The organism is Leisingera sp. ANG-M6, from assembly GCF_000813905.1.
GTDB lineage: Bacteria > Pseudomonadota > Alphaproteobacteria > Rhodobacterales > Rhodobacteraceae > Leisingera.
Genome location: NZ_JWLG01000025.1, coordinates 71,558 through 96,067 on the forward strand (window position 1 = coordinate 71,558; position 24,510 = coordinate 96,067).

Below are 24,510 nucleotides of genomic sequence, written 5' to 3' on the forward strand. Positions count from 1 at the left end.
AGGGAACGTAATGGAATTTCATGGAAAATGTGCGCTGGTCACCGGCGCGGCGGGCGGTATAGGCGCCTCCATCGTTCAGCGCCTGCGTGCCGCCGGCGCCACCGTGGCGGTTGCCGACCGCGATACCAGCGGCATTGAGGCCGAGGCGCATCTGCCCGGCGATCTGCTGGATGCCGATTACGCCGACAGGCTGCCGCAGATGGCGGCAGAGGCGCTTGGCGGGCTGGACATCGTCATAAACAACGCCGGCGTCATCACCCGCGGCCCGGTGACCGAAACCTCGGACGCCGACTGGGACCTGTCGATGGGCGTGAACGTGGAGGCGCCGTTCCGCATCTGCCGCGCAGCGATCCCGATCATGGCGCAAACTGGCGGCGGTGCCATCGTCAATACCTCCTCCTGCTGGGGGGGCAAAAACCCGGGACCGAACCACGCGCTCTACTGCATGACCAAGGCGGCGATTGCCTCGCTGACGCAATGCATGGGGATGGATCACGCCCACCAGGGCATCCGCATCAATGCGGTCTGCCCGAATGAGGTGAACACGCCGATGCTGCGGACCGGTTTTGCCAAGCGCGGCTTTGATCCGGACAGCGCCGTTGCGGAGCTGGGCAAGACGGTGCCGCTGGGCCGGATTGCCGAGCCGGAGGATATCGCCGATGTGGTGATGTTCCTGGCCTCGGACGCGGCGCGCTACATGTGCGGCGCGCTGGTGGAGGTGAACGGCGGGAAACCGGTGTCTTGATGCGGTTTCAGGGCAAGGTAGCGCTGGTCACCGGCGGGCGCAGCGGCATCGGTTTGGCAATTGCCCGGCGGCTGCGGGACGAAGGCGCGCGGGTGTTCACCGCGCAGCGCGGGCCGGATGCGGAGTTTGAGGCAATCCCGGCGGATTTCACCGACCCGGACAGCCCGGCGCAGGTGGTGGCCGAGGCGGTCAGCAGGGCAGGGGGGCTGGATGTGCTGGTCAACAATGCCGGCATGATGCAGGAGGCACGCGTCGAGGAGATGACACTCGCCGGCTGGCAGCGCAACCTGACGGTGAACCTGACGGCGCCGTTCCTGATGATCCAGGCGGCACTGCCGCATTTGCGCAAGACCAGGGGCTGCATCGTCAATACCGGATCGATTGAAGGGCTGGGCAGCAATCCCGGCCACGCCGCCTACTGCGCCTCCAAGGCGGGGCTGCACGGGCTCACCCGTGCGGTGGCGGTGGACCACGGGCCTGAGGGTATCCGCTGCAACGCGGTGGCGCCGGGCTGGATCGACACGGATCTCAACATGGATCTCATCGAAGGGATGCCTGATCCACAGGCTTTCCGCCGCGATATTGCCGGCATCCACCCGGTGGCCCGCACCGGCAAGCCGGAAGAAGTGGCGGCGCTGGCGGCCTTCCTCGCGTCAGAGGACGCGGGCTTCATAACCGGCCAGGTCTATACCGTGGACGGCGGCCGGATGGCCAAGCTGAGCCTGCCCTGACAGCCGCTTCTTTCTGGTCCGAAATACCCCGGGGGAGGCCGCAGGCCGGGGGCAGCGCCCCCTCTGCCCTTTATTCCTTGCCGGACCGCCATTCCTTCCACATCAGGTAGGTATTGGCGCCGAGCGAGGCAAAGGGTTCCGGCGGCAGTTTGGGCGGCATCGGCTGGGCCAGGAAATGGCTGGCGATCTGTGACCCGCCCTGCAGCACCAGTTCGGCAATGCCCATGCCTTGCAACGTGCCGCGGGCAATCCCAAGACCGTTCTGGCAGCAGGCGGAATAGATGCCCTGGTCCAGCTCTCCGAATGCGGCAGAACCGTTGCGGCTGAGGCAGAGCATCCCGGCCCAGCGGTGTTCCATCTTGACCCCTTCCAGATGCGGGAAGCGTTCCTTGAACTTGCGGTCCTGCACCCAGCCGGCGTTGCGCAGGCGCATTTCGCTGGTCTCGATGGTGGGGTGGAAGCTGGAGCAGGTTCTGACCAGGATCCGGTCGCCATAGGAGCCTGAGATCCGCCGCACGGAGGTGCCCATCGGGTCTGCAGGCGTGACTGACCAGCGCGGTGTGCCGCCAAGCCGCTTGACCTGCTCCGGAGTCAGGCGTTCGGTCATCGAGGCGTAAAGGCAGATGTGCATCAGGCGGCGCTGGTAGAAGCCGAAGCTTTCCAGGTGGCCGTTGTTGGCGAGGATAATTTTGCCGGTGCTGATGCGCCCCCTGGGGGTGCTGACAAGCCAGCCATCCGCCTGTTTTTCAAACCCGGTGGCGGGAGTGTTTTCAAAGACACTGATCCGGCCCGCCAGATGGGCCGACAGGGCGCGGATATAGGCGGCGGGCTGGATCATCACCGTTCCGGGCGCATAGAGGCCGGAGGTGTAGTGCGGGCTGCCGGTGCGCTCCTGCATGTCCTGCTGGCTCAGCAGCTGATGCGGCTCGCCCAGCCGCTGCAGATGGGCGGCGAAATCGCGGTTGTGCTGGTCGCCGGCCTTAGTCGCGGCGGCGTTGATCTTGCCTGCGGGGTCGAACATCTCCTGCGGCAGGGCGCAGTCCTGCGCCACGCCCTTGGCGAACCCGATGGCCTTACGGTTGAAGGCAATCGCGGCCTTGTCGGCCTCCAGCCCCGATCCAGCGTAATTGTCGGAGGCCAGGTCATGCGGCAGGTCGATCATGAAACCGGAATTGCGCCCGGCGGAGCCCTCGGCAAAGCGGCCGGCCTCCAGCAAGACCACCTTCAGCGACGGGTCCAGCTGGTGCAGGCGGCGGGCGGCGGACAGGCCCGCAAACCCGCCGCCGATGATGGTGACATCGGCGGTCAGGTCGTGTGCTAGCACCGGCAGGGGGGCTTGCTGCGGCAGGATGGCATTCCATCCCGCCGCACCGGTCTGCCGGGGCAGGCGTTTGGCGGTGTAGGCGGTCAATCCACGGCCTCGTCTGCGTCGTCGGCAAGGTCGATCCAGATGGTTTTCAGCTGGGTGTACTGGTCGTGGGCATGGACGGAGTTGTCGCGGCCGCCAAAGCCGGACTGTTTGTAGCCGCCGAAGGGTGTGGAGATATCGCCCTCGCCAAAGCTGTTCACGGTCACCGTGCCTGCCCGGATGGCGCGGGCGCCACGGATCGCGCGTTTGGCGTTGGCGGTGAAGATCGAGGCGCAAAGGCCATACTGGGTGTCATTGGCGATGCGGATCGCCTCGTCAAAGCCGCTGACCTCGATCACCGACAGGACGGGGCCGAAGATCTCCTCGCGCGCCAGAACCGCGTCGTTGCCCGGCACCTCGACCACGGTCGCCTCGACAAAGGCGCCGCCCTGCGCCTTGCCGCCCAGCACCACGTTTTCTGCCTGTTCCAAGTAGCTGCAGACCTTGTCGAAATGCGCCTGGGACACCAGTGCGCCCATGCGGGTTTCCGGGTCCAGCGGGTCGCCGACGTTCCAGGCCTTGGCGTGATGTGCGATGCGTTCCAGCAGTTCAGCCTTGACGTCCTTGTGCACGATCAGGCGGGAGGAGGCGGAGCAGTTTTCGCCCATGTTCCAGAAGGCACCGTTGACGATGTGCGATGCCACCCGGTCCAGGTTCTCGGCGTCGTCCATCACGATGGCGGGGTTCTTGCCGCCCATCTCCAGCACCACTTCCTTGGCGTTGCTCTCGGCTGAGTAGGAGAGGAAGCGCTTGCCGGTCACAGTGGAACCGGTGAAGGAAACCATGTCGATATCCATGTGGCGGCCGATGGGTTCTCCCACACCAGCACCGCCGCCGGGCACGATGTTCAGCACGCCTCGCGGCAGGCCCGCTTCCATCGCCAGTTCCGCGACACGCAGCGCGGTCAATGTGGTTTCCGCGGCGGGTTTCACCACCACAGAGCAGCCTGCGGCCAGCGCCGGGCCGATCTTCCACGCCAGCATCAGCAGCGGGAAATTCCACGGCAATACCAGGCCAACCACGCCGATGGGTTCACGCACCACCATCGCGATGTGATCGTCGGAGGCGGGCGACACCTGGTCATAGATCTTGTCGATCGCTTCCGCGTGCCATTTGATGCAGTGGATGGTCTCCGGCACATCGACGGTTTCGCAGTCATAGATGGTCTTGCCGGAATCCAGGCTTTCCATCACCGCCAGTTCATGGGCGTTGCGGGTCATCAGTTTGCACAGCCGGATCATCACGTCCTTGCGCTCTGACGGGTGCAGGCGGGACCAGCGGCCATCGTCGAAGGCTTCGCGCGCCTTTTCAACCGCAACATCCACATCCGCGGCCTCGCAGGCGGCGATATCCGCCAGCTTCTCGCCGGTGGCCGGGTTCACGGTTTCAAAGGTTTTGCCAGAGGCCGCGGGGCAGTACTTGCCGTCAATGAACGCAGCCGTGGGCAGGTCCAGATTGGCGGCGATGGATTTGTATTCGTCCTGAGTAAGCAAAGTCATTCCTTAACCCTCCGCCTCGATATCTGCGATTTTCTGTTTCAGCACCCGCACGACCTGTTCCAGCGCGCGTTTGTCGTCCTTGTTCAGCCCCTTCAGCGGCGCGCGCATGGCGCCGGCCTCGATGCCGTTCATGGTGACGCCGTGCTTGATGGTCTGGATGAACTTGCCGCCCTGTTCCAGCACGCGCATCAAGGGCATCATTGCCGACATGATGCGGCGGCCCTTGGCAAAGTTGCCTTCGATCACGCAGGCATTGTAGAGCGCGACGTGTTCCTTGGGCAGGAAGTTAGAGCCGCCGCAGACCCAGAAGGGCGCGCCCCAGGCAAAGAACTCCAGCGCCTGGTCATCCATGCCGCAGCCCAGCTGGATATGCGGGTAGTCGCGGGCCAAGAGGTGCACCCGGTTGATATCGCCGGAGCTTTCCTTGATGCCGCAGAAATTGCGGGAACGGCCGACCCGGTCCAGGAACTCCTCGCCCATCATGGTGCCGGTGCGGTGCGGATAGTTGTAGAGCATCACCGGCAGATCGGCGGCCTTATCAATCGCCAGCGCGTTCAGTGCGTTTTCGCGGTCGGTCGGGACCGAGTAGGGCGGCGAGGCCAAGAGGATGCTATCGGCACCGATCTCCTTGGCGCCTGTTGCCAGAGCGATGGAGTCGCTGGTCAGCATGGCGCCAGTGCCGACGACCAGCGGCAAGCGGCCCTTGAGCCGTTCATGGGTGAAGCGGGCAAGTGCAATGCGTTCCTCGACGGTCTGGGCATAGTTCTCGCCTGTTGAGCCGCCGGAGATCAGCCCGTGCACGCCGTTCTCAACCAGGTATTCAATCACCTCGGCCAGCGCGTCCCAATTGACGCTGCCGTCCTCGAAATGGGGTGTCACCACAGGGGTGTATATCCCCTCAAAGCGGAAAATCGGGGTCATGTCATCCTCATGCAGGGGTTTTGCGTGCGACGGTTCCCAAGGGCACGTCCAGCCCGGCGGGCATGACGAACAGCTCAATCTGGTCGCGCGACAGGTTCCAATGCTCAATCGCCAGCTGGCCCGCCGCCGCCTCGTCGCCGGCCTCGATGGCGGCGATGATGGCGTCGTGCTGGGAACTGGCCTCATCCAGGTTTTCCGCCATCCGGGCGTCCTGGGGGCGGTAGAAGGTCATGCCGATGCGGGCATGGTCGATCAGCAGGCGCTGAAAGGACGGCAGCAGATAGATGTTGTCCGCCATCTCGCCGGTGATCTCGTGGAAACGGTTGTTGGCCATCGCCCGGTCGGCGCTGGAGCCGGTGCGAAGCGCTGCCTTGAAATCCTCCTGCGCGGACTTCAGCGCCGAGACTTGCGCGGGCGTGGCGTGTTTTGCCGCCAGTTGCATCACCGCGCCATAGATCATCGGTGCGGCCAGGAAGAAGTCGCGCAGGGTCATGTGCGACATCTCGCTGACCCGCGCACCGCGGTTTTCGCGCAGATCCACATAGCCCTCGCCGGCAAGCTGGCGCAGCACCTCGCGCAGCGGCGTGCGCGACAGGCCTGACTCCTCAGAGAGTTTGGCCTCGTCCAGATCGGCGCCGGGGCGCAGCTCCAGCGTCATGATTGCGGTCTTCAGGCGGCTGTAGAGCGCAGCCTTCCGGTTCTTTGAGGCATCTTTCATGGGCTTCTCTCCTGCCGCTTTGCGGTACGGGATTCTCTGGCTTGCCGGCTCTATGACACAAAAATACATATTGTGTACACAGAAAAAATATGGTGTGTGCAAACAGCGGGCGCAACGCGGCTTGCAGCAGGCAGGGCAGGGGGCCTAGCCTGTCCGGGCGCGAGGGCAATGCAGCCAGGCCCGCACAGCGTTACTTGTCAGGCGGTTGACCCATGACCAAAACCCAGCATTTCGCCTTTCTCCTGCTCGAGGAGTTTTCCCATCTGGCGTTTTCCTGCGCGGTGGAACCGCTGCGGATCGCCAACCTGGTCAGCGGCCAGGACCTGTATGATTGGTCGCTCGGATCGGAGAATGGCGAGACCGCGACCTGCTCAAACGGCTCGGTGACACTGGTGCACTACGGCTTTGACGCGGTCCCGAAATGCGACCGGCTGTTTGCCCTGTCGGGCATCCATATGCGCAATCATGTGACCAAGCCGCTGCTGGCCGCGCTGCGCCGGGAGAAGGCGCGCGGGGTTGCGGTGGGCGCGCTGTGCTCCGGTGCCTGGGTGCTGGCAGAGGCCGGGTTTCTGGATGGCATGCAGGCGGCGATCCATTGGGAATACCACGACAGCTTTATGGAGGCGTTCCCGGAGGTGAACCTGGTGCGCAACGTGTTTGTGTCAGACGAAAAGCACGTGACAGCGTCAGGCGGCACCGCCACGGCGGATCTTATGCTGCATCTGATCGAACGGGACCACGGCTATGACCTGGCCGTCGCGGTGGCCGACCAGATGGTCTACAACGCGGTGCGCAATGCCACTGCCGAGCAGCGGGTGTCGCTGCAGTCGCGCAACGGGATGCGCAACGCGCATCTGGCGCGCGCCATTCAGATGATGCATGACCACATCAGCGACCCCATCTCCCCCGCCCGCATTGCCGAGGAGATTGGTATCTCCACCCGCCAGCTGGAGCGGCTGTTCGGCAAATACCTCAACACCTCGCCCAAGAAATACTCGATGGAGATGCGGCTGGAACGCGCCCGCAATCTGCTGATCCAGACTGAGGCCTCGGTGACCGACGTGGCGCTCAGCTGCGGGTTCGACAGCCCGGGGCATTTTTCCCGGGTCTACAAGGCGGCCTTCAACGTGACCCCGATGCTGCAGCGCAGCCGGATCGAGTGAGGCCGCCGGAAACCGGCGCGGTTTCCGGCCATGAAAAATCGATTTTTTATGGCCGTTTTCTGCGTCAGAAAACGGCGGCGCCAGAAAATTCCGGACTGGCCTTTAAAGGCGTATTCCCCATATTGGAATGAAGCCCTTTCACCTGACCCGCCAGCCAGGAGCCGCAGATGTCCCGCCGCCACTACAACCTGCCGCCGTTGACCACCCTTGCGGCTTTTGAGGCTGCGGCCCGGCATCTGAGCTTCAAGAACGCGGCGCAGGAGCTGTCGGTCACACCCGGCGCGGTCAGCCATCAGGTGAAGGCGCTGGAGGCGGAGCTGCAGGCGCCGCTGTTTCAGCGCAAGCACCGGGGCGTGGAGCTGACTGAGGAGGGCGAAGCGCTGTTTGAAACCCTTGCCTCGTCGTTTTCCAAGATCTCCCTCAGCCTCAAGACCATCCGCGACCGCCAGACCGGGGATACCGTGACTATCGGCTCCACCTCTGCCGTTGCCTCGCTGTGGCTGTCACCCTCGGTGGTGCGGTTCTGGGGCCGGCACCCGGATGTGAACGTCAACCAGATCGTCAATGACCGGCCCCTGCGCAGCATGCCGGATGTGGACTTCTATATCCGTTACGGGCGCGAACGGGACACGCGGCTGGAGCAGACCGAACTGTACCGCGATCACTTGGTGCCTGTCGGCAATGCGGAACTGGCGGAGAAGCTCACCGGCTGCCCGCTGGAGGAGCTGGCGCAAGAGCGGCTTGTGCATCTGGAGTCCGATGACAAAAGCTGGACCACCTGGGCCGACTGGTTTCAGCAGCTGGGCTACGACGGTCCCATCGCAACAGGCGTGCGGGTGAACAATTACGCGGTGGCGCTGCAGGCGGCGCAGGATGGGGTCGGGCTGGTGCTGGGCTGGCAGCGGCTGCTGCACCCCCTGCTGACAACCAGCCAGCTGGTGCCGATCGGCCCGCATGTTCTGGCAGCGCCGCATGGTTTCCATCTGGTGGGCCGCCCGGATGCGGAATTGTCGGAATCCGCCCGTTTGCTTCGCAAATGGGTGATTGGCGAGGTCAATCGAAGCTCGGATGAGCTCAGCTAACTCCAGCGCGAAAATTCCTGATATTGAGTGAATCTGGTCTCTGCCTTCAATGGCGCAAAACGCGCACATCTTTTTCCTGCCTTGGAGAGACCCCAGATGAACAAGCATGACACGCTTGCCCCGGTGATGGCTCCGGTCAACGTTGCCAACGGCCTGCCGAACGCCCATTACATCGACCCCGCCGTCTTTGCCGAAGAGAAACGCTCGGTCCTGTTCAAGAACTGGTCCGGCATCGGTTTTGGCAAGGACGTGCCGGAGCCGGGTTATGCCAAGCCGGTGGATTTCCTCGGCATGCCGCTGCTGATCGTGCGCGACAAGGACGGCGAGATCGGCGTCTTCCAGAACACCTGCCGCCACCGCGGCATGATCCTGGTCGAGAAGGCCGGCAAGATCCGCGGCGCCATCCGCTGCGCCTATCACAGCTGGTGCTATGGCCTTGATGGCCGTCTGGTCTCCACCCCGCATGTGGGCGGCCCCGGCAACAACAAGCATGAAGACATCAAGCTGGATGAGCTGGGCCTGGTGCGCATCCGCTCTTACGTCTGGCGCGATGTGGTGTTTGTGAACGTTGACGGCACCGCGCCAGAGTTCGAAGAGGTCCATGCAGGTCTGCTGGAGCGCTGGAAGGAGTTCGAAACCCCGGTGCATCACGGCGGCGAAGACTCTGGCTTCAAGCTGGAAGTCAAAACCAACTGGAAACTGGCGGTCGAAAACTACTGTGAAAGCTATCACCTGCCGTGGGTGCATCCGGGGCTGAACAGCTATTCGCGCCTGGAAGACCACTACAATATCGAAGTGCCGGGCCACTATTCCGGCCAGGGCACCCTGGTCTACCGCCAGATGAAGGGCGAAGACGGCAAGGTGTTCCCGGATTTCGAAGGCCTCAGCAGCAAGTGGGACGAGGGCGGCGAATATGTGGCCGTTTACCCCAACGTCCTGTTGGGTGTGCAGCGCGACCATGCCTTTGCGATCATCCTGGAACCGGTCGACACTGAAAACACCGTTGAGCACATCGAGCTCTACTACGCGAAGTCCAACGAGGACACGCCGGAGCTGGAAAACCTGCGCACCGAGAACGCCAAGCTGTGGAAAACCGTGTTCGAAGAGGACGTCTTTGTTGTCGAGGGCATGCAGAAGGGCCGCCATGGTGAGCTGTTCGACGGCGGGCGCTTCTCGCCGGCGATGGACGGGCCGACCCACAACTTCCATGCCTGGGTGGCCGATCAGGTGACCAAGGGCCGCGAGGCATGAGTTCTTTCCTGAAAGACGGGCTGGCCAGGAACTTCCTGGCCGGTGCCTGGGTTGAGGGCGATGGCAGTGCACGCATGGCCGTCGAGGATCCGGGCAACGGCCAGCACGTGGGCGACTGCGCGCTGGCGGGCGAGGAGAGCCTGGCGAAAGCGCTGGAAGCGGCGCGGGCAAGTTTCGAGCGCGGCGATCTGGCCGCCATGAAGCCCGCCAAGCGCGGCCAGCTTATGCAGCGCATCGCGGCTGAGATCCGCGGTATTGCCGATGAGGGCGCAGACTTGCTGTGCCGGGAAAGCGGCAAGAGCCTCAGCGCTGCGCATGACGAGTTCGAAGAGGCCGCACAGTATTTCGAATACTACGGCGGCATGGCTGACAAGATCGAAGGCAAGTCGATCCCGCTTGGCCCGGATTATGCCGACTATACGGTCTATGAGCCTTACGGCGTTTCCGCGCAGATCGTGCCGTGGAACTTCCCGGTGTCGATTGCCGCGCGCTCGCTGGCGCCTGCGATGGCGGCGGGCAATTCGGTGATCATCAAATCGCCGGAGCTGGACCCGATGGCGCTGGCAATGCTGGGTGTGGCACTGGAACGCGCCGAGGTGCCTGCAGGCGCAGTGTCAATCCTGAACGGCATTGGCGCAGAACTGGGTGCGCGGCTGGTCGAAAGCCCGATGGTGGATCAGATCGTCTTCACCGGCTCGGTCCCGACCGGCCAGGCGATCCTGCGCGCCGCCGCTAATCCGGTCACGCCCGCGCTGATGGAGCTGGGCGGCAAGTCCGCCGCGGTGGCGTTCGAGGACGCCAATCTGGACACGCTGATGTCTTCCCTGCAAAGCGGCATCTTCTACAACGCCGGTCAGGTCTGCTCTGCCATGTCGCGGGTGCTGGTGCATCGGTCGATCTATGACGAAGCGGTGGAACGCGCTGCCGCGCTGGCAAATGGCCTGAGCGTTGGCCACGGGCTGGAAAACCCCGGCCTGACCCCGGTGATCTCTGCCCGCCAGCTGGACGGGATCGAAACCCTGACCGCCACTGCCCGCCAAAGCGGCGCCCGCGCGGCTTCGGGCGGCGAGCGTCTGGAACGGGAGGGCTATTTCATGGCGCCGACCATTCTGGCGGACGTGGACCCCGCGTCCCGCGTCGCGCAGGAGGAAATCTTTGGCCCGGTCACCTGCTTTACGCCTTTCGATACCGAAGCCGAAGCCATCACCATGGCAAACGGCACCGAGTTCGGGCTGGTCGCAGGCGTCTTCACCCGCGATCTGGCGCGGGCGCATCGGGTTGCGAACCGTTTGCGCGCCGGGCAGGTGTTCGTGAACGAATGGTTCGCGGGCGGCATCTCCACCCCGTTCGGCGGGGTCGGCAAATCCGGCTTTGGCCGCGAAAAGGGACTGGAGGCGCTCTACAACTACGTGCGCACCAAGAACATCGCGATCTCGCTGAAGGGCTGAGGCATGGAGCGCTCAGAGCTCGACCAGGCGCTGCTGCAGGCGCATGAGGACAAGGACAGCGCCGTGCTGGTCCGGCTGTACACACTGGCTGGGGATCAGGCGGAGGAGGCGGGCAACATTGACGCCGCCTGCTTCTACCTGACCCACGCCTTTGTCTTTGCGCTGGAGGCCGGATTGCCGGCAGCGAAGGAGCTGAACCGCCGCCTGGCGGAGCGCGGCCGCGCGCATCCGCTGGAGCTGTGAGACAAGTTTCAGGGCACTGTCCCCGGGGGGACGGCGCCCTGTTTTGGCCGGCAGGGGAGGGCCGGCCAATCTATTCAGGGAGGTAAGGGCATGATCCCCAGCAAAATGGCGGCGGTTCTGCTGACCGGCCACGGCGGCATCGACAAACTGGAATACCGCACCGATGTGCCGGTACCGCAGCCCGGTCCTGGCGAGGTGCTGATCCGCGTGGCGGCAGCGGGCATCAACAACACTGACATCAACACCCGCATCGGCTGGTATTCCAAGGCGGTGGAGGCTGACACCAACGCGGGCGGTGCCACGGGGTTCGACAGTGTCAACGATGATGACGCCAGCTGGTCCGGCAAGCCGCTGGAATTCCCGCGCATCCAAGGCGCTGACGCTTGCGGCCAAATCGCGGCTGTGGGGGAGGGGGTCGATCCCGCCCGCATCGGCGAGCGGGTGCTGGTGCGCAACATGCTGCGGACTTACGTCGACTACCGCCCCTATGAATGCTGGACTTTCGGCAGCGAATGCGACGGCGGCTTTGCCCAGTTTGCGGTGGCGCCTGCGCGGGAAACCCACGCGGTGAACTGCGATTGGTCCGATGCGGAACTCGCCTCGATCCCCTGCGCCTATTCCACCGCGGAAAACATGCTGCACCGGGTGGGCCTGGGCGCGGAGACCGTGCTGATTTCCGGTGCCTCCGGCGGCGTGGGCTCTGCTGCCGTGCAACTGGCCAAGCGCCGCGGCGCCACGGTGATTGCGCTGTCCTCTGCCGCCAAGGCGGATGAAGTGCTGGCGCTTGGCGCCGACCGGGTGGTGGACCGCAATGCGGATCTGGTCAAAGAACTGGGTGAAGGCTCCATCGACGTGGTGGTGGATCTGGTGGCGGGTCCGCAATGGCCCTCCTTCCTCGACGTGCTGCGCCGGGGCGGGCGGTACACCACCGCCGGCGCCATTGCCGGGCCGATCAGCGAAATCGACGTGCGCACACTCTACCTCAAGGACCTGACCCTGATGGGCTGCACTTTCCAGGAGGACGAGGTCTTCGCCAATCTGATCTCCTACATCGAAGCCGGAGAAATCCGGCCGCTGGTGGCCAAGACCTATCCGCTGAGCGACATTGCCGCCGCGCAGGAGGACTTCCTGAGCAAGAAGCATACCGGCAAGTTGGTTCTGATGATCCCGGAGGCCGGGGCGTGAAGATCAGGAAGATCGAGCTTTATCAGCTGGACCTGCCCTATTCCGGCGGCGTCTATATGCTGTCGGGCGGGCGGGAGTACCGCAGCTTTGATGCGTCCTTCGTGCGCATCACCACCGATACGGGGCTGGAGGGCTGGGGCGAAAGCACGCCGTTCGGCTCCACCTATATCGCTGCGCATGCCCTGGGTGTAAGGGCGGGCATTGCCGAGATCGCGACCTATCTGCTGGGCCGTGACCCGCGGCAGATGGACCGCATCAACGAGGCAATGGACGAGGCGCTGCTGGGCCACAACCACGCCAAGTCCGCAATTGATCTGGCCTGCTGGGACCTGTTCGGCAAATCGGTCAACCTGCCGGTCTGCGAGCTGCTGGGCGGCTCGACGGGCAAACGCCTGCCGGTGATCTCCTCGATCTATGCAGGCAGCCCCGAGGATATGCGCGCCCGCGTCGCGCAGCACCGGGAGATGGGGTATCTGGGTCATTCTGTGAAGATCGGCGCGCTGGACGGCGAAGGCGGCCCGGCGCTGGATGCCGAGCGCATCCGTGCGTCGCTGGCCGACCGGCAGCCGGGGGAGTTCTTTCTGGTCGATGCCAACGGCGGGCTGACGCCGGAAACCGCGCTGCGGATGCTGCGGATGCTGCCGGAGGGGCTGGATTTCGTGCTGGAGGCGCCCTGCAAGACCTGGCGCGAGACCATGTCGCTGCGCAAACGCTGCACTGTGCCGATCATCCTGGATGAGCTGGTGCAGCAGGATGAGGACATTGCTCTGATGCTGGCCGAGGATGTGGCCGATGGCATTGGCCTCAAGATCTCCAAGGCCGGGGGGCTGACCCATGGGCGGCGGCACCGGGACATGTGCCTGTCCGCGGGTGCGACGGTCAGCGTGCAGGATACCGTCGGGTCCGTGGTCGCGTTTTCCGCCATCGCCCATCTGGGTGCGACGGTGCCGGAGCGGTCCCTGCGCTGCATTCTGGACTGCCGCGATATGGTGACGCTGAAAACGGCAGAATTCGACGCACCAGTGCAGGACGGCGGCGTGCTGGTGCCCGACGCGCCGGGGCTGGGGATCACCGTCGACCGCGGCCTGATGGGCGCGCCGCAGGCCGTTTGGGAGGCCTGAATACGCAGTATTTGGTAGAATCAGTTTCAACCTCGTGTTGAGACTGGCAGGCAGACTGGCCCGCCCTGGCGGCGCCTGCGGGAACGGCGTTGCCGTTTCCGCCTGTCCGCTTTGACGGTTTCCCGAAGGGCGTGAGCGCCAACAGTCTGATAAAAGCGCGGCACACACAGGAAATCGGGAAACTGGCAGGGGCACAGCCTTGCCAATCGGCGCCGAATTTGATTCGAGTGCGCCGGAAATCAGGACAGGCTGTGCGGATGTTCGGAAAACGGCGTTTTGTGCGTTTTCTTTGCCGCCGCTGCCGGAACGGGGTAAGAACCGCCACGGGATTCGGCCTTGGAGGGACGTAGCGCAAATATGAAGACATTTAACTTGAGAAAGGGGCTGGATCTGCCGGTGACAGGCGCACCGGAGCAGGTGATCCACGATGGCCCCTCCATCACCTCGGTGGCCGTGCTGGGCCCCGACTACATGGGCCTGAAACCCCGCATGCTGGTGCAGGAAGGCGAGGAGGTCCGCCGCGGCACTCCGCTGTTCTGCCACAAGGATGCCGAGGCCGCGCTGATGGTGGCGCCGGTGACCGGCAAGGTCGTGGCGATCAACCGCGGTGCGCGCCGGGTGCTGGAAAGCGTGGTGATTGCGATTTCCGATGCCGAAGATACCGGCCTTGATTTCTCCGCCACCGGCAATGCTGACACGGCTGAGGGCCTGACCGAAAAGCTGTGCGCCGCCGGTCTCTGGACCGCCTTCCGCACCCGTCCCTATTCCAAGATGCCGCAGCCGGGGTCCAAGCCCGCCGCAATCTTTGTAACCGCGATGGACAGCGAGCCGCTGGCCGCAGATGCCGCCGTGATCATCAATGACGCGGCTGAGGCGTTTGAGGCGGGCCTGAAGGCCGTGACCCTGCTGACCGACGGCACCACCTATCTGTGCCAGAAGGCAGGCGACAGCATTCCGGGTGCGAACCTTGCCGGTGTCGAGGCTGCGGGTTTCTCCGGCCCGCATCCCTCGGGTCTGGCGGGCACCCACATCCACTTCCTGCATCCCGTCCGCGCGAACGACCAAGTCTGGACCGTGTCCTATCAGGACGTGATCGCCATCGGCCGCCTGCTGCTGACCGGTCATCTGGACCCCTCCACCGTGGTTGCCATCTCCGGTCCCGCTGCGCGCAGCCCCCGTCTGGTCCGCACCGTGACAGGCGCCTCCACCGATGAACTGACCCGCGGCGAGATCGCCTCGGACGGTCCGGTGCGGGTGATCTCCGGCTCGATCCTGTCGGGCCGCCACGCGGCTGGCTCGCTGGCGTTCCTGGGCCGCTTTGCCCGCCAGGTTGCGATCATCGAAGAAGACCGCAAGCAGATCCCGCTGGGCTGGATCCGCCCGATGGGCAGCAAATACGCGGTGCAGCCGGTGCTGGGCTCTGCGCTCAGCCGCAAGCTGTTCAACCTCACCAGCAACCTCAACGGCGGCCGCCGGGCGATGGTGCCCACCGGCACCTTTGAGCAGCTGATGCCGCAGGACTACCTGCCGACGCAATTGCTGCGCGCGCTGCTGGTGATGGACACCGACACCGCACAGGCGCTGGGTGCGCTGGAGCTGGACGAAGAGGACATGGGCCTCGTCGGCTTTGCCTGCCCGGCCAAGTACGAATACGGGCTGGCGCTGCGCGACTGCCTGACCAAGATTGAAAAGGAGGGCTGAGCCGGATGGGATTGCGCAGCTTCTTTGACAGGATCGAGCCGCATTTCGAGAAGGGGGGCAAGTACGAAAAGCTCTTCCCCGTCTACGAGATGGTGGAGTCCTTCCTTTATACCCCGAAAACCGTCACCTCGGTGGCGCCGCATGCCCGTTCATACGTCGATATGAAGCGGATCATGACCTATGTGGTTATCGCCACCATCCCCTGCATCCTGTGGGGTATGTGGAACACCGGCTATCAGGCGAACTCGGCAATTGCCGCGCTGGGTGCTGACGCGGCCACCGGCTGGCGGATCGCCATCCTGCAGATGTTCGGCATCTCGCTGGATGCGGCGAACCCGATGGCCAATATCGCGCACGGGTTCCTGTATTTCCTGCCGATCTACATCGTGACACTGGTTGCAGGCGGCATCTTTGAGGTGATCTTTGCCACCGTCCGTGGCCACGAGGTGAACGAGGGCTTCCTGGTGACCTCGATGCTTTACACTCTGATCATGCCGGCCTCCGCGCCGCTGTGGCAGGTGGCGCTTGGTATCATCTTCGGCGTGGTGATCGGCAAGGAAGTCTTTGGCGGCACCGGCAAGAACTTCCTGAACCCGGCGCTGGTGGGCCGTGCATTCCTGTATTTCGCCTATCCGGCGAACATGTCGGGCGATGCGGTCTGGACCCCGGTTGACGGCTTCTCCGGCGCGACCGCGCTGGGTGTGACAGCCGCCGACGGCGTGCAGGCGCTGGCCGCCAAGGGCATCGAATGGTCGGATGCGTTCTTTGGCACCATCCAAGGCAGCTTTGGCGAGACCTCGACGCTGGCCTGTGCCATCGGGCTTTGCTTCCTGCTGTTCACCAAGATCGCCAACTGGCGCCTGATCGTCGGCTGCCTGGCGGGCATGATTGCCTTCTCGATGCTCTTGAACCTCATTGGCTCCGACAGCAACCCGATGTTTGCGATGCCGTGGTACTGGCACCTGGTGCTGGGCGGCTATGCATTCGGCCTGGTGTTCATGGTGACCGAACCCGTGTCCGCATCCCACACCAACGCAGGCCGCTACATCTACGGTGCCCTCATCGGCGTGATGGTGGTGCTGATCCGGGTGCTGAACCCGGCCTTCCCCGAAGGCATGATGCTGGCGATCCTGTTCGGCAACGTCTTTGCACCGCTGATCGACTACTTCGTCGTGCAGGCCAACATCAAACGGAGGGCGCGCCGCCATGGCTGATACCCAAAGCAAGGGCCTGATTGGCCGCTTCCTGGCCGCATCGCCGGATTCCGTCGGCAAGACCTTGTTCATCGCTGTTGCCGTCTGCCTGGTGGCCTCGATGATCGTGTCCACCGCCGCGGTGTCCCTTCGCCCGGTGCAGGAAGTGAACCGCAAACGCGACAAGCAGCTGAACGTTCTGCAGGTGGCCGGCCTCTATGAGCCGGGCATCAAAGTGGCTGAGGCCTTCGCCGCCTTTGAACCGCAGGTGCTGGATCTGGAAACCGGTGAATTCACCGACCAGTTCGACGCCGCCAATTTCGACGATCTGGCCGCCGCGCAGGATCCGGAACTGAGCCGCGCGCTGGACAATGATCCGGCGGGCATCGGCCGCCAGTCGCGCTACAAGACCGTGTACCTGCTGCGCGAGGAAAACGGCGATCTGGACAAGGTGATCCTGCCGGTCCACGGCTACGGCCTATGGTCAACCCTCTATGGCTTCATCGCGGTTGAGGAAAACGGCAACGACATCTTTGGCCTGCAGTTCTACCAGCACGGCGAAACCCCAGGCCTCGGCGCCGAGGTGGACAACCCGCGCTGGAAGTCCCTGTGGAGCGGCAAGAAGCTGCATGACGAAAGCGGCGAGCTGCAGATCAGCGTTGCCAAGGCGCAAGGCCCCGCCGGGCCGGAGCATCACATTGATGCGCTGGCTGGTGCGACGCTGACCTCTGTCGGCGTGGACAACCTGGTGAAATTCTGGATGGGCGAAGAGGGCTACGCACCCTTCCTGGCCGCCCTTAAAGCGGGAGAGCTCTGATGGCGCAGACCAAGAAAGACATGCTGGTCGACCCATTGGTCGACAACAACCCGATCACGCTGCAGGTTCTGGGCATCTGCTCGGCGCTGGCGGTGACCTCCTCGCTGCAGGTGGCCTTTGTGATGACCCTGGCGGTGACCTTTGTGACCGCGTTCTCGTCGATGTTCATCTCGATGCTGCGGAACCAGATCCCCTCGTCGATCCGGATCATCGTGCAGATGGTCATCATCGCCTCGCTGGTGATCCTGGTGGATCAGGTGCTCAAAGCCTACGCCTTTGAGATCTCCAAGACCCTGTCGGTCTTTGTTGGCCTGATCATCACCAACTGCATCGTGATGGGCCGTGCCGAGGCGTTCGCCATGAGCAACCCGCCGGTGGCGTCCTTCATAGACGGCCTCGGCAACGGCATGGGCTATGGCCTTATCCTGATGCTGGTCGGCATCATCCGCGAGCTGTTCGGCTCCGGCTCCCTGTTCGGCATCACCATCCTGGAAACCGTGAACAACGGCGGCTGGTATGTGCCGAACGGTATGCTGCTGCTGCCGCCCTCGGCGTTCTTCGTGATCGGCCTTCTGATCTGGGCGTTCCGCACCTGGAAGCCGAACCAGGTCGAAGAGCGTGAATATAAAATCCAGAATGTGGAGGCGCACTGATGGAAGGGCTGATTTCACTCGCCGTTAAGGCCATCTTTGTCGAGAACCTCGCGCTCTCCTTCTTCCTGGGCATGTGCACCTTTATCGCGGTGTCCAAGAAGATTTCCACCGCGCTGGGTCTGGGGATTTCGGTGATGCTGGTGCAGGCGATCACTGTGCCGACCAACAACCTGCTGCTGACCTACCTGCTGAAACCCGGCGCGCTGGCCTGGGCGGGTTTCCCGGATGTGGACCTGACCTTCCTCGGTCTGATCTCCTATATCGGGGTGATTGCGGCGATGGTGCAGATCCTGGAGATGATCCTCGATAAGTACTTCCCGCCGCTCTACAACGCGCTGGGGGTCTTCCTGCCGCTGATCACGGTGAACTGCGCCATCCTGGGCGGCTCGCTGTTCATGGTGGAACGCGACTACAACTTCGCGGAAGCAACCACTTACGGCCTCTCCTCCGGCTTTGGCTGGGCGCTGGCGATCACCGCGATGGCGGGCGTGCGCGAGAAGCTGAAGTATTCCGACGTGCCGGACGGCCTGCAGGGCCTGGGCATCACCTTTATCACCGCGGGTCTGATGGCGATGGCCTTCATGTCCTTCAGCGGCGTCAAACTGTAAGGGAGCGTCTGAAGTTATGGAAACTTTCTCGCTCGGCGTTGTCCTGTTCACGTTGATCGTGCTGGCGCTGGTGGCCATCATCCTGGCCGCCCGCTCCCGCCTGGTCGCGTCCGGCAACGTCAACATCACCATCAACGGTGAAAAAACCATCTCGGTGCCTGCGGGCGGCAAGCTGCTGCAGACGCTGGCGGCTGAGAAACTGTTTGTCCCCTCCGCCTGCGGCGGCGGCGGCACCTGCGCCCAGTGCCGGGTGCGTGTGCATTCCGGCGGCGGCTCTATCCTGCCGACCGAGGAAAGCCACATCACCAAGCGCGAGGCGTCTTGCGGCGACCGCCTGTCCTGTCAGGTTGCGGTCAAGCAGGATATGGAAGTCGAGGTTCCCGAAGAGGTCTTCGGCGTCAAGAAATGGCGCTGCAAGGTGCGGTCGAACGACAACGTGGCGACCTTCATCAAGGCGCTGGTTCTGGAACTGCCCGAAGGCGAGGATGTGAACTTCCGCGCCGGCGGCTACATCCAGATCGAAGCGCCCGCGCACCAGCTGGCCTATACCGACTTCGACATTCAGGAGGAGTACCGGGAGGATTGGGACCGCTTCAATCTGTGGCAGTACAAATCCGTCGTGGATGAGCCGGTCGAGCGCGCCTATTCGATGGCGAACTACCCGGACGAGAAGGGCATCATCATGCTGAACGTCCGCGTCGCCTCGCCGCCGCCGGGTTCCAGCGACATTCCGGCGGGCAAGATGTCGTCCTACATCTTCAACCTGAAGCCGGGCGACGAAGTCACCATTTCCGGCCCGTTCGGCGAGTTCTTTGCCCGCGAGACCCAGAAGGAAATGGTCTTCATCGGCGGCGGTGCCGGCATGGCGCCAATGCGCAGCCACATCTTCGACCAGCTGAAGCGGCTGCAGAACCGCGACCGCAAGATCAGCTTCTGGTACGGTGCGCGGTCGAAGAAGGAGATGTTCTTTGTCGAGGACTTCGACCAGCTGGCCGAGGAGTTCGACAACTTCGACTGGCACGTCGCCCTGTCCGACGCGCAGCCGGAGGACGACTGGAAAGGCTACACCGGCTTTATCCATAACGTTCTGTTCGAGGAGTACCTCAAGAACCACCCGGCGCCGGAAGACTGCGAATTCTACATGTGCGGCCCGCCGATCATGAACCAGTCGGTGATCAACATGCTGCTGGATCTGGGTGTGGACCGCGAGGACATCATGCTGGACGACTTCGGCGGCTGAGCCGAAGCGCAGAGCAGAAAATCAAAAGCCCCGGATGGACACATCCGGGGCTTTTTCTGTTCTCATGAGCGGGCCGGGGAGGGGGGTGACATGTATGCACCCCCTGTACACCCCCCGTGCACCGCCTGATGCACTGGCTGGGCAGAAATCACTCAGCCTTCAGTTCGCTGACGATCTGGATGGTGATCGGCCCGGTGGAGAAGCCGCCGACACCAAAGGACTGGTGGTCGATTGTTGTGGTGGCTTCAAACGCCGCCCAGTCGCCCTGGTAGTATTCGATCGCTCCGCCCAGCGGGTGCGGGCCGAGGTGGGTCATGGTGGTATCCAGCACCACGGACTGGGTAGTGCCGTGAATGGTCAGATCGCCGGTCACCTTGGCGGTCTTGTCGCCGGTCTTCTCGATCCCGGTGCTGACAAAGGTGATCTCGGGGTAGGTTGCGACCTCCAGGAAGTCGGCGCTGGACAGGTGGTCGTCCAGCGGCCCGAACCCGGTGGCGACGCTGTCCGCCTTGATGGTCACATTCAGGGTGGAGGCTTCGGGGTTTTCCGGATCCAGCACCAGAGTGCCCTGGGCGTCGGTAAACTCGCCGCTCTGCATCGAGACGCCGGCGTGGCTCCAGCTGAATTTGACCTCGGTATGGCCCTGATCGGTCTTGTAGGTGGTGGCGGCAAAGGCGGCGGGAGCGGCCAGCAGCGCAGCGGCGGCGAGGGAGGCAATCCTGATCATCATGGCAGTTTTCCTGTCGGATGGGGTTGGGCCGGGAACGGCTCTTGTTACGTGAGGATGCGATTGATCCGGGATGGATGCTATGACATCTATTTTGGCGCATCCACCGGCAACGGCGGAACCGCAGCCCTGTTCACCAACTCGTGAAGACGTGATGACGCCCAGCCCACGCGAAACCGCAATCTGGATCCTGTTGAACCGCGCCCACCGGCAGACCCACCGTGACATGGAGGCCAAGCTGCGGGCGGCGGGTTTGCCGCCGCTCAGGTGGTATGACGTGCTGTGGGGGATCGAGATGGCCGGGGCGGAGGGTGTGCGGGCCTATGAGCTGACCCGCAACCTGCTGTTTGAGCAATCCAACCTGTCGCGCATTCTGGCGCAGATGGTGAAACAGGGGCTGGTGCGCGAAACCGTGTTCGAACAGGACCGCCGCGGCAAGCTGCTGCACCTGACAGAGGCCGGCGCGGCGCTGCGGCTGCAGATGTGGCAGATCTACGGTGCGGCGATCAAACAGGCGATGGAACCGCTGGACAGTGCGGAGGATCTGGAGGTGTTTCTGGAACGCCTGCAGAATACAGGCGGCGGGCCGTTTCCCTGATGGTCAGGCGCCGGGCTGAATAGGCCCTGCGCTGTAGACTGGAGCAGACCTTACACAATCCTGGATCTCTGGCTGCCAGGCTATTCTGAGCCGAACCGGGCCTTCAGAACGGGACATGCGGCAAGTTGGAAAGCAGGACTTTCAGGTCCTTTGCTGCAACATGTGCCAACGATAGCATCTAGCGATCTTAGGCTCTGGACCCACTATTTCCGTATTGCAGGGTCCTGACCATAGCCGGCCTGGTCAATGCATACCGCATCCCGGACCGTATTCAGCACGCCTTCCAGCTCAGTCTTCGGTATTCCGCCGAAGGCGAGCCTTAACGCCTGCGGAGCTGCGGTAGTGGTTGCGAACGGCTCCGCGCCGGACACCGAGAGACCGTGCTCCTTCAAGCGCGTGACAATAGGTTGAGCACGAACACCTTTCTCGAGCGGCATCCAGGCGAAGCCCGCATTAGGATGTGACTGGAGGGGCAGCGTACCGAAAACTTTCCGCAAGACAGACTGGCGCGCCGCTCCATCGCGCCTGCGGTTTTCTTCAGACACCTGCAGAGTCCCGTCTTCGATCCAGCCCGCGACCAAACCAGATATCAGCGCCGGAGCATTCCAAGTCGTCGCACGGATGGCCTCCAGGAGTGGCAGGGTCTGGCTTGCAGGGGCTATCACATATCCCAGACGCAGCCCTGTCGCGAGATTCTTTGAAAACCCGCCGATGTGAACTGTCCGGTCAGGTGCCAGGGAATAGAAACTGGGCGGCGGGTTTTGTTCCAGGAACGCATAGGCGGCGTCTTCAATAATCAGCAGGTCGTTCCGCTGTGCAACGTCGAGAAGGCGGCGGCGTGTTGCCTCATCCATGACCGATCCCAAGGGGCTATGGACCGTCGGCATCAGGTAAACGGCGCGAACCTCCCGTAATCGGCACAACCGCTCAAGTTCATCAGGGTCCATCACTCCCTGCGATCCTTCGACCGGGAGGAGGTTAAGACCGCGTAAAGCCGCGGCGGATTTGAAACCGGGGTAGGTGAGTGTATCTGCTGCAATCAAATCGCCATACCGGAAAAGCCCCAAACAAGTGACTGCCAAACTATGCTGGCTGCCCGATGTGACCAGCAGGCATTCAGGGTCAACCCGGCCCAGGCCCGGGGCAAGGCTTTCGGCAATGATCCGGCGTTCGTGCAGCCGCCCGCCATGAGGCTGATAGCGCAGCATCGCTTCCAGATCACCTGCAGTTGCCAGCCGCCGCAATCCGCTGCGCAGCATGCCGGCGTCGGCGGCATCCCCCGGCATGTTGAAGACAAGGTCAGTGACGCCCTCGGCAGCGGTCTGATGGACGCCAAGCGTCACCGGCAGGCCGGGATCGCGCACAAATGTGCCGCGGCCGGCTTCGCCGGCAACCAGGCCGCGCTGCTCCAGTTCCTTGTAAACGCGTGTTGCGGTCGCCAGAGCGACACCGGATTTCTCAGCAAATGCCCGGTGTGTCGGCAGTTTGGAGCCAGGGACCAGTTTCCCGTCCTGGATCGCGTTGGCGAGCATGTCGGCAAGACGCGCGTATCGAGGCTTCTTCATGCGCCCACTGTCATTAGTACAATAGAAAAATTGTCATACAGAAAACCTCATGGCAATCCGGAACAAAGTCAATCCATAAGGGTCACCGGATGCCGCGCTTCATCTCTTCCTGCCTGCTTGCCGCGAGCCTGTTCACCGTCACCTTTGCCGTGAACCTTCAAGCTCCGCTTTACGATGTATATGCGGCTGAGAGCGGTGCCGGCGCCACGGCTGTGACGGTGGCATTTGCTGCCTATGCTGGCGGTCTCATGCCAACGCTGTTGCTGCTAGGGGGACTGTCGGACCGGATTGGGCGGCGTATTCCCATTGCGCTGGCCCTGATCCTCGGCGCATCGGCAACAGCAGTACTGGTGCAATCCCCTAACTGGGCAAGTCTTGTGGCCGCGCGGTTTTTCTTAGGTACCGGAACTGGTCTGGCGACCACTTCCGGGGCTGCTTACATGGCTGAAATTCTCGGTGCGGGCCGCGCACGAAATGCGGCCTTGGTTGTGACATCGGCAACGTCACTTGGTTTCGGCGGCGGCGCCCTCGCAACCGGTATAAGCTTGGCGGTTCAGGGCGCGACGCTGATGCCGGTCAGCTATATTGTTCTGTTTGCAGCGGCGCCAGCCTTGGCGGTGGCCGCCTTTGCCTTGCCCAAGGCGGACCGCCCGAAACCTGTCTCGCTTCTGCGGCTGCCGGTCTTTCCGCCGGGCACATGGATGTTTGGTGCCGCGATGGCGCTGGCTTGGTCCACGACCGGCATGACCATTGCTGTCGTGCCTCTGCAACTGGCGGCCAATGGCCTCGGCGGTTGGACCGGTCTTGTGATTTTCCTCGCCATTTTCGTGGGCTTTCTTTGCCAGCCCATCGCCCGGCGAATGACAAACGATCAGGCGCTCACCCTCGGGTTTGTCCTGATCCCGCTCGGCTTCCTCGTGCTTTTGGCCGGTGTCTGGCTGAAACTGCTGATCCTGGTCCTTGCCGGAACCTGCATCACCAGCGCAGCGAGTTATGGCTTCACGTATCTTGCATCACTGGCAGAAGTGTCATTGCGCGCTCCTGACGACCGCGCACGCGCCACCGCAGGCCTGTTCGTTTATGCCTATTCAGGGTTCTCACTGCCTGTCATCGCAAGCGGCGCGCTTGCTGATATGCTTGGGCTGCTGACGGCCATGGCCATTTTTGCCGTGGTCCAATTGTCGGCCACACTGTTGATCATGAAATTGCGGAACCGGAAATCTGGGCCTGCAGGCGAGGCACTTGAGGCAAGCAAAAGGAGCGTGTGAATGAGAACTAAGGGAGATCGTCTTAGGGTCATGGTTCTGTTTGGCGGCCGGTCGGCAGAGCATGAGGATTCGCTACTGCCGGCAACCAATGTTCTGGAGACAGCACGCTTATTGAGAAACTGATTGCGCACGGGATCGCGAGATTTCATGCGGAAGACCAACTGCAATGAAAGGGAGTTCGCGGCGCGGGGGTGCGTGAAACAGTGGCCGGTCATTTTCGGCGGCTTGGCCCACGGGGCAATGGTATCCTGCGAGTTTTCTGGGAGGTCAAACTGAACGGGCCGCTAGGATTTGCTCTGGATCACTGACACCCTGTCGCAAACGCGATCATCCCTTACCAAGTCACTGACGGCCAGTTTGACCAAATTGCATCCGTGAAGTTTGCTATCAAATGCCACGTTGAACAGTGCAAGATCACGCAGGTTGCCCGCCAGTTCCAGCCGCGCGGATCGCCCGGGCCTGTTTCGGCAACAGTGGCCGTTCCCGGCCTTTCGTTGCTGGGCAACAGCGGGAAGTTGGACTTTTGGCATAGTGCTCCCTCCAGTCCTCCCGTCAAACCCAGACATCAGCACCGCGCTGACACCTGAGCCATACAGGCGGTTTGAACGGCTGTTGTCCGGTTGCT

General features: G+C 63.1%; 23 protein-coding genes. 17 read left to right on the forward strand and 6 right to left on the reverse strand.

The features are described from left to right. The first annotated feature begins 10 nt into the window (after positions 1-10). Positions 11-745 carry an SDR family NAD(P)-dependent oxidoreductase gene (locus RA24_RS19800; protein ID WP_039193806.1) on the forward strand — a complete coding sequence of 245 codons (735 nt, stop codon included), beginning with the start codon at positions 11-13 and terminating at the stop codon, positions 743-745. Beyond that, positions 745-1,476, forward strand: coding sequence for an SDR family NAD(P)-dependent oxidoreductase (locus tag RA24_RS19805; protein ID WP_241480978.1), 732 nt, complete (start codon positions 745-747; stop codon positions 1,474-1,476). The genes RA24_RS19800 and RA24_RS19805 overlap by 1 nt, the downstream gene beginning before the upstream one ends. Before the next feature lie 70 nt (positions 1,477-1,546). On the opposite strand, the gene RA24_RS19810 is transcribed toward RA24_RS19805, so the two are convergent. Genes RA24_RS19810 through RA24_RS19825 form a run of 4 tightly spaced genes read right to left on the reverse strand, consistent with a single transcriptional unit; the run spans position 1,547 to position 6,022 of the window. Continuing rightward, positions 1,547-2,887 (reverse strand): NAD(P)/FAD-dependent oxidoreductase, encoded by a 1,341-nt coding sequence (locus RA24_RS19810; RefSeq protein WP_039193810.1) that lies wholly within the window; start codon positions 2,885-2,887, stop codon positions 1,547-1,549. Further along, the gene (locus tag RA24_RS19815; RefSeq protein WP_039193812.1) at positions 2,884-4,383 is read right to left on the reverse strand and encodes an aldehyde dehydrogenase; all 1,500 of its coding nucleotides are present in this window, start codon (positions 4,381-4,383) and stop codon (positions 2,884-2,886) included. Before RA24_RS19815 ends, RA24_RS19810 begins: the two co-directional genes overlap by 4 nt. Positions 4,384-4,386: 3 nt before the next feature. Beyond that, complete coding sequence (locus RA24_RS19820; RefSeq protein ID WP_019296937.1) at positions 4,387-5,304, reverse strand: dihydrodipicolinate synthase family protein; 918 nt, start codon at positions 5,302-5,304, stop codon at positions 4,387-4,389. Positions 5,305-5,311: 7 nt separating this feature from the next. Then, on the reverse strand, positions 5,312-6,022 hold the full coding sequence (locus RA24_RS19825; protein ID WP_019296938.1) for a GntR family transcriptional regulator: 711 nt from the start codon (positions 6,020-6,022) through the stop codon (positions 5,312-5,314). A 212-nt stretch (positions 6,023-6,234) separates the two neighbouring features. Between RA24_RS19825 and RA24_RS19830 the strand changes: the two genes are divergently transcribed. The 13 genes from RA24_RS19830 (at position 6,235) to nqrF (ending at position 19,727) form a co-directional block, all read left to right on the forward strand. Then, positions 6,235-7,185 carry a GlxA family transcriptional regulator gene (locus RA24_RS19830; protein ID WP_039193815.1) on the forward strand — a complete coding sequence of 317 codons (951 nt, stop codon included), beginning with the start codon at positions 6,235-6,237 and terminating at the stop codon, positions 7,183-7,185. A 167-nt stretch (positions 7,186-7,352) separates the two neighbouring features. Beyond that, positions 7,353-8,267, forward strand: coding sequence for a LysR substrate-binding domain-containing protein (locus tag RA24_RS19835; protein WP_019296940.1), 915 nt, complete (start codon positions 7,353-7,355; stop codon positions 8,265-8,267). A 96-nt stretch (positions 8,268-8,363) separates the two neighbouring features. Beyond that, positions 8,364-9,518, forward strand: a complete 1,155-nt coding sequence (locus RA24_RS19840; RefSeq protein WP_019296941.1) for an aromatic ring-hydroxylating oxygenase subunit alpha — start codon at positions 8,364-8,366, stop codon at positions 9,516-9,518. Beyond that, on the forward strand, positions 9,515-10,966 hold the full coding sequence (locus RA24_RS19845) for an aldehyde dehydrogenase family protein (RefSeq protein WP_039193818.1): 1,452 nt from the start codon (positions 9,515-9,517) through the stop codon (positions 10,964-10,966). Before RA24_RS19840 ends, RA24_RS19845 begins: the two co-directional genes overlap by 4 nt. Before the next feature lie 3 nt (positions 10,967-10,969). Beyond that, entirely contained in the window at positions 10,970-11,209 is a 240-nt protein-coding gene (locus RA24_RS19850; protein WP_039193821.1) for a hypothetical protein, read from the forward strand. Between the two features lie 90 nt (positions 11,210-11,299). Further along, the gene (locus tag RA24_RS19855) at positions 11,300-12,394 is read left to right on the forward strand and encodes an alcohol dehydrogenase family protein (protein ID WP_039193823.1); all 1,095 of its coding nucleotides are present in this window, start codon (positions 11,300-11,302) and stop codon (positions 12,392-12,394) included. Continuing rightward, positions 12,391-13,515, forward strand: a complete 1,125-nt coding sequence (locus tag RA24_RS19860; protein WP_039193826.1) for a mandelate racemase/muconate lactonizing enzyme family protein — start codon at positions 12,391-12,393, stop codon at positions 13,513-13,515. The genes RA24_RS19855 and RA24_RS19860 overlap by 4 nt, the downstream gene beginning before the upstream one ends. Before the next feature lie 357 nt (positions 13,516-13,872). After that, positions 13,873-15,216 (forward strand): Na(+)-translocating NADH-quinone reductase subunit A, encoded by a 1,344-nt coding sequence (locus RA24_RS19865; RefSeq protein WP_039174044.1) that lies wholly within the window; start codon positions 13,873-13,875, stop codon positions 15,214-15,216. A gap of 5 nt (positions 15,217-15,221) precedes the next feature. Then, complete coding sequence (locus tag RA24_RS19870; protein ID WP_019296947.1) at positions 15,222-16,430, forward strand: NADH:ubiquinone reductase (Na(+)-transporting) subunit B; 1,209 nt, start codon at positions 15,222-15,224, stop codon at positions 16,428-16,430. Then, entirely contained in the window at positions 16,423-17,226 is an 804-nt protein-coding gene (locus RA24_RS19875; protein ID WP_019296948.1) for a Na(+)-translocating NADH-quinone reductase subunit C, read from the forward strand. The genes RA24_RS19870 and RA24_RS19875 overlap by 8 nt, the downstream gene beginning before the upstream one ends. Then, positions 17,226-17,879 carry an NADH:ubiquinone reductase (Na(+)-transporting) subunit D gene (locus RA24_RS19880; RefSeq protein ID WP_019296949.1) on the forward strand — a complete coding sequence of 218 codons (654 nt, stop codon included), beginning with the start codon at positions 17,226-17,228 and terminating at the stop codon, positions 17,877-17,879. The genes RA24_RS19875 and RA24_RS19880 overlap by 1 nt, the downstream gene beginning before the upstream one ends. After that, complete coding sequence (gene nqrE / locus RA24_RS19885; RefSeq protein ID WP_019296950.1) at positions 17,879-18,487, forward strand: NADH:ubiquinone reductase (Na(+)-transporting) subunit E; 609 nt, start codon at positions 17,879-17,881, stop codon at positions 18,485-18,487. The genes RA24_RS19880 and nqrE overlap by 1 nt, the downstream gene beginning before the upstream one ends. A gap of 16 nt (positions 18,488-18,503) precedes the next feature. After that, a complete protein-coding gene (nqrF, locus tag RA24_RS19890; protein ID WP_039148301.1) occupies positions 18,504-19,727 on the forward strand; it encodes an NADH:ubiquinone reductase (Na(+)-transporting) subunit F in 1,224 nt (407 codons plus the stop codon). A 148-nt stretch (positions 19,728-19,875) separates the two neighbouring features. Here nqrF and RA24_RS19895 read toward each other — a convergent pair whose 3' ends face one another. Beyond that, the gene (locus tag RA24_RS19895; RefSeq protein WP_052254280.1) at positions 19,876-20,457 is read right to left on the reverse strand and encodes a YceI family protein; all 582 of its coding nucleotides are present in this window, start codon (positions 20,455-20,457) and stop codon (positions 19,876-19,878) included. Between the two features lie 151 nt (positions 20,458-20,608). On the opposite strand from RA24_RS19895, the gene RA24_RS19900 reads away from it, so the two are divergent. Then, on the forward strand, positions 20,609-21,052 hold the full coding sequence (locus RA24_RS19900; protein WP_039193829.1) for a MarR family winged helix-turn-helix transcriptional regulator: 444 nt from the start codon (positions 20,609-20,611) through the stop codon (positions 21,050-21,052). A 203-nt stretch (positions 21,053-21,255) separates the two neighbouring features. Here RA24_RS19900 and RA24_RS19905 read toward each other — a convergent pair whose 3' ends face one another. Continuing rightward, a complete protein-coding gene (locus tag RA24_RS19905; RefSeq protein WP_039193832.1) occupies positions 21,256-22,617 on the reverse strand; it encodes an aminotransferase-like domain-containing protein in 1,362 nt (453 codons plus the stop codon). An 89-nt stretch (positions 22,618-22,706) separates the two neighbouring features. Here RA24_RS19905 and RA24_RS19910 point away from each other — a divergent pair, with 89 nt between their 5' ends. Beyond that, complete coding sequence (locus tag RA24_RS19910) at positions 22,707-23,885, forward strand: MFS transporter (protein WP_039148292.1); 1,179 nt, start codon at positions 22,707-22,709, stop codon at positions 23,883-23,885. Positions 23,886-24,510 lie beyond the last annotated feature (625 nt).

Bases quoted from the DNA above. Each gene is read 5' to 3' on its own strand.
- RA24_RS19800 (WP_039193806.1), top strand. From the start codon at position 11: ATGGAATTTCATGGAAAATGTGCGCTGGTCACCGGCGCGGCGGGCGGT.
- RA24_RS19805 (WP_241480978.1), top strand. From the start codon at position 745: ATGCGGTTTCAGGGCAAGGTAGCGCTGGTCACCGGCGGGCGCAGCGGC.
- RA24_RS19815 (WP_039193812.1), bottom strand. From the start codon at position 4,383: ATGACTTTGCTTACTCAGGACGAATACAAATCCATCGCCGCCAATCTG.
- RA24_RS19820 (WP_019296937.1), bottom strand. From the start codon at position 5,304: ATGACCCCGATTTTCCGCTTTGAGGGGATATACACCCCTGTGGTGACA.
- RA24_RS19825 (WP_019296938.1), bottom strand. From the start codon at position 6,022: ATGAAAGATGCCTCAAAGAACCGGAAGGCTGCGCTCTACAGCCGCCTG.
- RA24_RS19830 (WP_039193815.1), top strand. From the start codon at position 6,235: ATGACCAAAACCCAGCATTTCGCCTTTCTCCTGCTCGAGGAGTTTTCC.
- RA24_RS19835 (WP_019296940.1), top strand. From the start codon at position 7,353: ATGTCCCGCCGCCACTACAACCTGCCGCCGTTGACCACCCTTGCGGCT.
- RA24_RS19840 (WP_019296941.1), top strand. From the start codon at position 8,364: ATGAACAAGCATGACACGCTTGCCCCGGTGATGGCTCCGGTCAACGTT.
- RA24_RS19845 (WP_039193818.1), top strand. From the start codon at position 9,515: ATGAGTTCTTTCCTGAAAGACGGGCTGGCCAGGAACTTCCTGGCCGGT.
- RA24_RS19850 (WP_039193821.1), top strand. From the start codon at position 10,970: ATGGAGCGCTCAGAGCTCGACCAGGCGCTGCTGCAGGCGCATGAGGAC.
- RA24_RS19855 (WP_039193823.1), top strand. From the start codon at position 11,300: ATGATCCCCAGCAAAATGGCGGCGGTTCTGCTGACCGGCCACGGCGGC.
- RA24_RS19865 (WP_039174044.1), top strand. From the start codon at position 13,873: ATGAAGACATTTAACTTGAGAAAGGGGCTGGATCTGCCGGTGACAGGC.
- RA24_RS19870 (WP_019296947.1), top strand. From the start codon at position 15,222: ATGGGATTGCGCAGCTTCTTTGACAGGATCGAGCCGCATTTCGAGAAG.
- RA24_RS19875 (WP_019296948.1), top strand. From the start codon at position 16,423: ATGGCTGATACCCAAAGCAAGGGCCTGATTGGCCGCTTCCTGGCCGCA.
- RA24_RS19880 (WP_019296949.1), top strand. From the start codon at position 17,226: ATGGCGCAGACCAAGAAAGACATGCTGGTCGACCCATTGGTCGACAAC.
- nqrE (WP_019296950.1), top strand. From the start codon at position 17,879: ATGGAAGGGCTGATTTCACTCGCCGTTAAGGCCATCTTTGTCGAGAAC.
- nqrF (WP_039148301.1), top strand. From the start codon at position 18,504: ATGGAAACTTTCTCGCTCGGCGTTGTCCTGTTCACGTTGATCGTGCTG.
- RA24_RS19895 (WP_052254280.1), bottom strand. From the start codon at position 20,457: ATGATGATCAGGATTGCCTCCCTCGCCGCCGCTGCGCTGCTGGCCGCT.
- RA24_RS19900 (WP_039193829.1), top strand. From the start codon at position 20,609: ATGACGCCCAGCCCACGCGAAACCGCAATCTGGATCCTGTTGAACCGC.
- RA24_RS19905 (WP_039193832.1), bottom strand. From the start codon at position 22,617: ATGAAGAAGCCTCGATACGCGCGTCTTGCCGACATGCTCGCCAACGCG.
- RA24_RS19910 (WP_039148292.1), top strand. From the start codon at position 22,707: ATGCCGCGCTTCATCTCTTCCTGCCTGCTTGCCGCGAGCCTGTTCACC.